Origin of the sequence: Porticoccus sp., assembly GCF_041592135.1 — a bacterium.
In the GTDB taxonomy this organism is placed as follows: Bacteria; Pseudomonadota; Gammaproteobacteria; order Pseudomonadales; family Porticoccaceae; genus Porticoccus.
Window position 1 is genome coordinate 1 of the sequence record NZ_JBFHQR010000149.1, and the last position, 5143, is coordinate 5143.

Genomic DNA, 5143 nt, shown 5'->3' on the forward strand with positions numbered 1-5143 from the left:
GCCCGCCGCCCTGGCGAAACAGATCAGCGAAGAACTGTCCGTGCCGGTGATCGGCATCGGCGCCGGTGCCGAGACCGATGCCCAGGTGCTGGTGATTTACGACATGCTCGGCCTGTCCCCCAAGCTGCCGAAATTCGCCCGCAACTTCCTGGCCGACAGCGGCAGTCTGGAGGGCGCCCTCCGGGCCTACGCCGAGGCGGTGCGCAACGGCAGTTTCCCGGGACCGGAACACGGCTTCTGATTCAAATGCCTGAGCGGGAATAGCCCGGACAAAAACACCTCAGGAGGGAAAGACCGTGGTCGGATCGCCCTCCCGCCAGGGCGGATATTTCGCCATCACCCCCAGAAACCATTCGGATGCCAACAACGCCTGCAGCCACGCCTGCAACCGCGGGTAGGGGGCCGCATCAAACCAGTCCCGGTCCACCAGGGCGAACTGGCGGATAAATGGCAACAGTGCCACGTCGGCAAAACCGAGGCTGTCTCCCAGCAGGAAGCGGCTTTGCTGCAAGCGCGCTTCCAGCTCTTGCAAAAACCGTTCACCCTCAGCGCGGTAGTGCCCGACGGAGTATTCCGGATAGCGGTCGGCGTACTTGTAACGGTCCAGCAGCGGCTTGAAGACCACATCATTCTGCTGCACCAACTGCTCGATCTGCCCGGCCAGCGCGTCATCCCACCAGTGATCCGGGTCATTCCGAGCCAGCGCCCAGCGCATCACATCGCAACTTTCATCCAGCACCGAACCCTCTGGCAGCACCAGCACCGGCACCGTGCCTTTCGCCGACACGGACAGCATGGCTTGCGGCTTGTCCTTTAACAGTACCTCGCGCAATGCCACCGGCACGGCGGCATAGTGCAGCGCCATGCGCGCGCGAATGGCATAGGGGCAGCGGCGAAAGGAATAGAGGATGGGGAGCATCGGGTATCGAGCAGCTGAAACATCAGCGGCAGAGCATAACAAACCTGCATTCCATTACACCAATGGCACCACTCATAGAATCGTCAAGGGAGATCGCCTACCTGTCTACAGGCTTGCCGTCAGGGCACTCAGCAGAAACACCAGGGCGGCGGACAACATGATGCGCTTCGGGTTCGGGCCGACCCGCACCACCCACAGGGCCGCAGAAGCGGCAGCCAGGGTAAAGACCATGGCGGCAAAAAGATCACCCGACCCAACCCAGTAGGCCGCCACCAGCAACAGCCATGTGGCCGAGAGCAACCCGCCGGCAACGCGGTAGGTGGTGATGGCACCGTGGCGCACCGCAAAGGAATGTTTGCCCGCCTGCCGGTCGCTGTCGATTTGCGGCGGCTGGTGGGAAAACAACAGCGCCGTGGCAAAGGCCGCAAAGGCGGCCATGCCCAACAGAGCCATGCCATCGAACGGTTGCCCTGCCACGAACCACAGGCCGCCAAACACACCGGGGCCATAACAGAGTGCCGTGGCCCACTCGCCGGCCGCCGTGTAGGACAGCGGTCGCCGCCCGGCGTTATACAGCACCCCCAGCAATACCAGCGGCAGGGCAAAACCGAGAATCCACAACTGCCGGTGCAGCAACAGCACCAGCAGCCCCAGGACGCCACCGGCGAGCAGACTGATCAGGCCGTGATAAAAGGCGGTGCGGACACTGCCGCCGTGGATACGCACCCAGGAATCGTACTTGAAGGTGTCGGCGCCCAACTGCCAGTCCTTGGCGTCGTTGAGCAGATTGATGCCGTGTTGCAGCAGCACCACGGCGAGGGTTGCCGGCCACAGCGCCCCGTGGCTGAGGGGCAGTTCCGCCAGCAGCCAGACCGCGACGCCGGGCAGTATCGACACCAGGTAGAGGGCGGGGTTAAGTGCCTGCCACCACCTGATGCGGGGCCTGTCCGTCAGTGCAATGCCCAAACAGTCTGTCAGGCCATCGCCCCGGCCTGGGGTGCACGGAAGTTATCCAGGGCCGCCTGAAACCAGTGGGCGTGCTGGCGCTCGGAATCGATCACTTTCTGGTAAACCTCGGCGGTATCGGCATCGTTCGCCGCCAGCGCCTGGTCGCGGAAATGGGGATAGATATCCCGATACTCACGCTGTTCCACCCGAATCGCCACGGTCAGCGCTTTTTCCACCACGCCGTCAGGGTTCAGGGCAATCAGCGCATCGCAATTGGCGCGAATGGCTTCCAGGGCGTCGATGGCGCGCTGGGTATCTTCACCCCGTTGCGGCACACCGATATCGCGGTACAGCGCCCGCAGCCATACCGCGTGCAGCTTTTCCTCGCCCGCCACCTTGCGGAACAGCGTCGCCAACTCCGGGTAACCGGCCGCGCTGGCCCAGCGGGCAAACTCCGGGTACATCACCCGGTTTTCGTACTCTTCCACATCCACAAACGATTCCGCTGTCCCGGCCATATCATCAGACTGGCGGGCAGCCGCAAAGCACTCGAAAATCATCTCTTCGCTAATCTCAGCCTTTTCCATTGCTCTTCTCCGTGAAAGTCGTGCGGTTGTTAACGGGGGGTAATTTGAACAGCTACATTAACCCGTAAACGGGACTGACAAAACTCTTTGCAGCATATTGTGCGCAGGTGACCATTGAGCGTCATTGACCCTGATCACTGAAGACCACAACGGTCAATCCATGGCACAGGACCACAAGGGTGCGGCGGACCCAGGGGCTGCGGTGCAATGAAAAAAAGGGGGATGTCAGGGCTCGGTACCGAGGGGGCAACCAAGTCATAGAGTGGTTACTCTGCCCCCAGGAGTTGCCATTGACGGTTGCGGGCACAGATGATGGAGTAATACCAGGTTTAGCTGGCTACTGAAACACCCTCAACCTGAACAACGCTTTTGGCTTCCGAGCGCTCGATAATCTTGACAATGGCCGATTGAATGGCCTCATCTTCCCGGGCATCACCGGCGCTGGACAAACGCTGCTCCTGTATTTCCGCACCCTCTTCCTGGCAGAACTTCACTGACACGCCGTTGGCACAACCAGAGTCCACGCCAAAGTACTCGATGGTAATTTCCGGATAGCCCTGATGGCTCATTTTGACGCGCTTTGCGATGCGTTTTTTGGACTTTTCAAGATTCATATAAAATTACCTACTGGGCTATAACGCAATGCCGTGTAGCCGAGAGAAAAAATTTCTACTCTGCCCCCAATTATTCCAATTATTTGCAAAGGACGCACCAGGAATGGCACTGGCTTTATCCACCCAAGCGTTTTTTCACTGCCCCCTTTATTCGTTCTGGATTGGGAGAGACGGCATTCTTTTTTCCGGCGCAGGCAAATCACTGGTTAAAACGCCGGACAACCGGGAGTCCCCGTCGTAAACAGGGACGGAATAGGTGACCATCCAAATATCACCTCCGCCCTCGTCGAAATACGGATCGCTCCAAACCGCCATTCCCCGCTCCACCGGCTGCGAGTACCACTGCTCGGAAACATAGTCGTAACTTACTGCGAGGTCTCTCTCGACAAATCCGGCTTCGCCGCGGAAGACGTAGGGAGACGATTTCACCACTACCCCGTCCAGTTCCACCGGCGCAAAGGCATAGGCTGCCCCGTAAATGTCTGGATTCTCTTCAAGATACGCCCGCAACATCTCAAAGACTTTTCGCTCGTCGGATACCTGGATAGCCCCAAACTGCAGGGCAAGGGCACCAAGCCGCCTCTCGACCATGTCCGTTTTGGCGATTTCGCCAGCAACAATTTTCACCTGATCGTTTCCTGAGTCGCCGCACCCCGCCAACGCCAAAGCGCAGAACACGAACACAGGCCACGAAGCGGCCATCCTTATTTTAAACATGATGTGCTCCTGTTTAACATTCGCTGGAAGCAAGTTCGTATTTCCTGGCACAGCCAGAAAGCATTACTAGCTAACAAAAGTGCGCTTAAGATAACGCTAGCCATTTTCATTATTACCTTCTAACACCCGGCTTACCCGCCGGTTTGGAGCACAGCGAAAAACGAGTCCGACAACAGTGCTTTGTTAGAAAAATTTTTACTCTGACTCCAATTTTTAGTGAGTTTTACTCTGAGCTCAATTATTGCTTGTTCTCGTTTACTATCGTCATATCAAAAACTCGATCATCACCACCTTCAAACTTTGGAACCATAAGCGACCCAGAGACATGGCCTTCTTCATTACGGGAGAGAGTGACAACAACCTCTCGCTCCTTGCTACCTGATTGCATAAAAATGTTTTCCGCAGCTCCATAGGCGATATCTGTACCACTGAACTTACCAGGCGTTAGGCTGAGAGGAGCTGTAGTCACATTTGCAACAACTTCAAGATCAAGGTTTGAGATTTGATACTGCCACCCCTCTTGAGTTCTTATAATAGTGCTCTCACTTGGGCACCAGTTTACGGTGAAGGGAAACTGCTTCGACCGCTGATCTTTTGGAATTGCAAGCCAATTGATCATTACCTCTTTCGCCACACGTGGGTCACCAATGATGGAGTTCGCCAGATCAGCAAATCGAATTGGATCATCGGACAGTCCTCGCATTACAAGTATGTCTGGACTCAACGTTAAGTTAGGAGCAGAAGCAGGAATTCGCTCGTAGTGGACAGTACAACTTTTCATCTTGAACTCGAACGCACCTAAAGCTAGTTGCCCCAAATCCTCAACCAAATCTATCCAAGACGCCGCCTCAGCTTCATCTACTGTCATTGCCCGAATTTTGAAGGCATCTGCTTGCACCAGTGCACTTTTCGTGTACCCCGACTTGGAAACCAAGACCGTAGCATTCACTGGAAGTGCGTGATGCTTTCCATAAATTTGATGTATCCACTCAATGTTTGCTGGCCTCTTAGTGGCAGTACACTCCACCCCGATTACCAGCGGCACGCCTCCAATGGTCGTTTCAATCACGATATCAACTTCAACTTCTGCACCAGTATCTTGATTGCGAAGGAACTTTGATTCGGTGACTGTTGCTTCTCCTGCGAGCTGCCTCTGAAGCATAAACAGTACCTTCTGAAACTCGTTGGTTCTCTTTGGCATTTTCTCTATCTACCAATAATGGCTAACCTTTTCATAATCGGTCAGAGCGCGTAGATCCCACCAGCTTCTCTAACGTTCACTTATTACCTTGTTTTCAACTGGCTCAGTAATACATAAAACAGAACAATGTGCGTCTTATAAAGGAGATATAGAATCA

At 55.5% G+C, this 5143-nt stretch carries 7 protein-coding genes; 1 reads left to right on the plus strand and 6 read right to left on the minus strand.

Annotated features, from left to right (window positions below; all coding sequences use genetic code 11):
• Positions 1-241, plus strand: a 241-nt coding sequence (locus ABY948_RS11005; RefSeq protein WP_461482583.1) for a 3-methyl-2-oxobutanoate hydroxymethyltransferase, incomplete at its 5' end; no start/stop codon positions are given.
• A gap of 39 nt (positions 242-280) precedes the next feature.
• Here ABY948_RS11005 and ABY948_RS11010 read toward each other — a convergent pair.
• The 6 genes from ABY948_RS11010 to ABY948_RS11035 all read right to left on the minus strand — a co-directional run bounded on the left by ABY948_RS11010 (position 281) and on the right by ABY948_RS11035 (position 4986).
• Positions 281-919 carry a glutathione S-transferase gene (locus ABY948_RS11010; protein WP_461482584.1) on the minus strand — a complete coding sequence of 213 codons (639 nt, stop codon included), beginning with the start codon at positions 917-919 and terminating at the stop codon, positions 281-283.
• Between the two features lie 105 nt (positions 920-1024).
• Positions 1025-1885 carry a prenyltransferase gene (locus tag ABY948_RS11015; protein WP_461482585.1) on the minus strand — a complete coding sequence of 287 codons (861 nt, stop codon included), beginning with the start codon at positions 1883-1885 and terminating at the stop codon, positions 1025-1027.
• An 8-nt stretch (positions 1886-1893) separates the two neighbouring features.
• Positions 1894-2454: a ferritin family protein gene (locus tag ABY948_RS11020; RefSeq protein ID WP_461482586.1), complete on the minus strand. Its 561-nt coding sequence runs from the start codon at positions 2452-2454 to the stop codon at positions 1894-1896.
• A gap of 329 nt (positions 2455-2783) precedes the next feature.
• Positions 2784-3068, minus strand: coding sequence for a hypothetical protein (locus ABY948_RS11025; RefSeq protein WP_461482587.1), 285 nt, complete (start codon positions 3066-3068; stop codon positions 2784-2786).
• Between the two features lie 147 nt (positions 3069-3215).
• The gene (locus ABY948_RS11030; RefSeq protein ID WP_461482588.1) at positions 3216-3785 is read right to left on the minus strand and encodes a cache domain-containing protein; all 570 of its coding nucleotides are present in this window, start codon (positions 3783-3785) and stop codon (positions 3216-3218) included.
• A gap of 238 nt (positions 3786-4023) precedes the next feature.
• A complete protein-coding gene (locus ABY948_RS11035) occupies positions 4024-4986 on the minus strand; it encodes a hypothetical protein (protein WP_461482589.1) in 963 nt (320 codons plus the stop codon).
• Between the last annotated feature and the right edge of the window lie 157 nt (positions 4987-5143).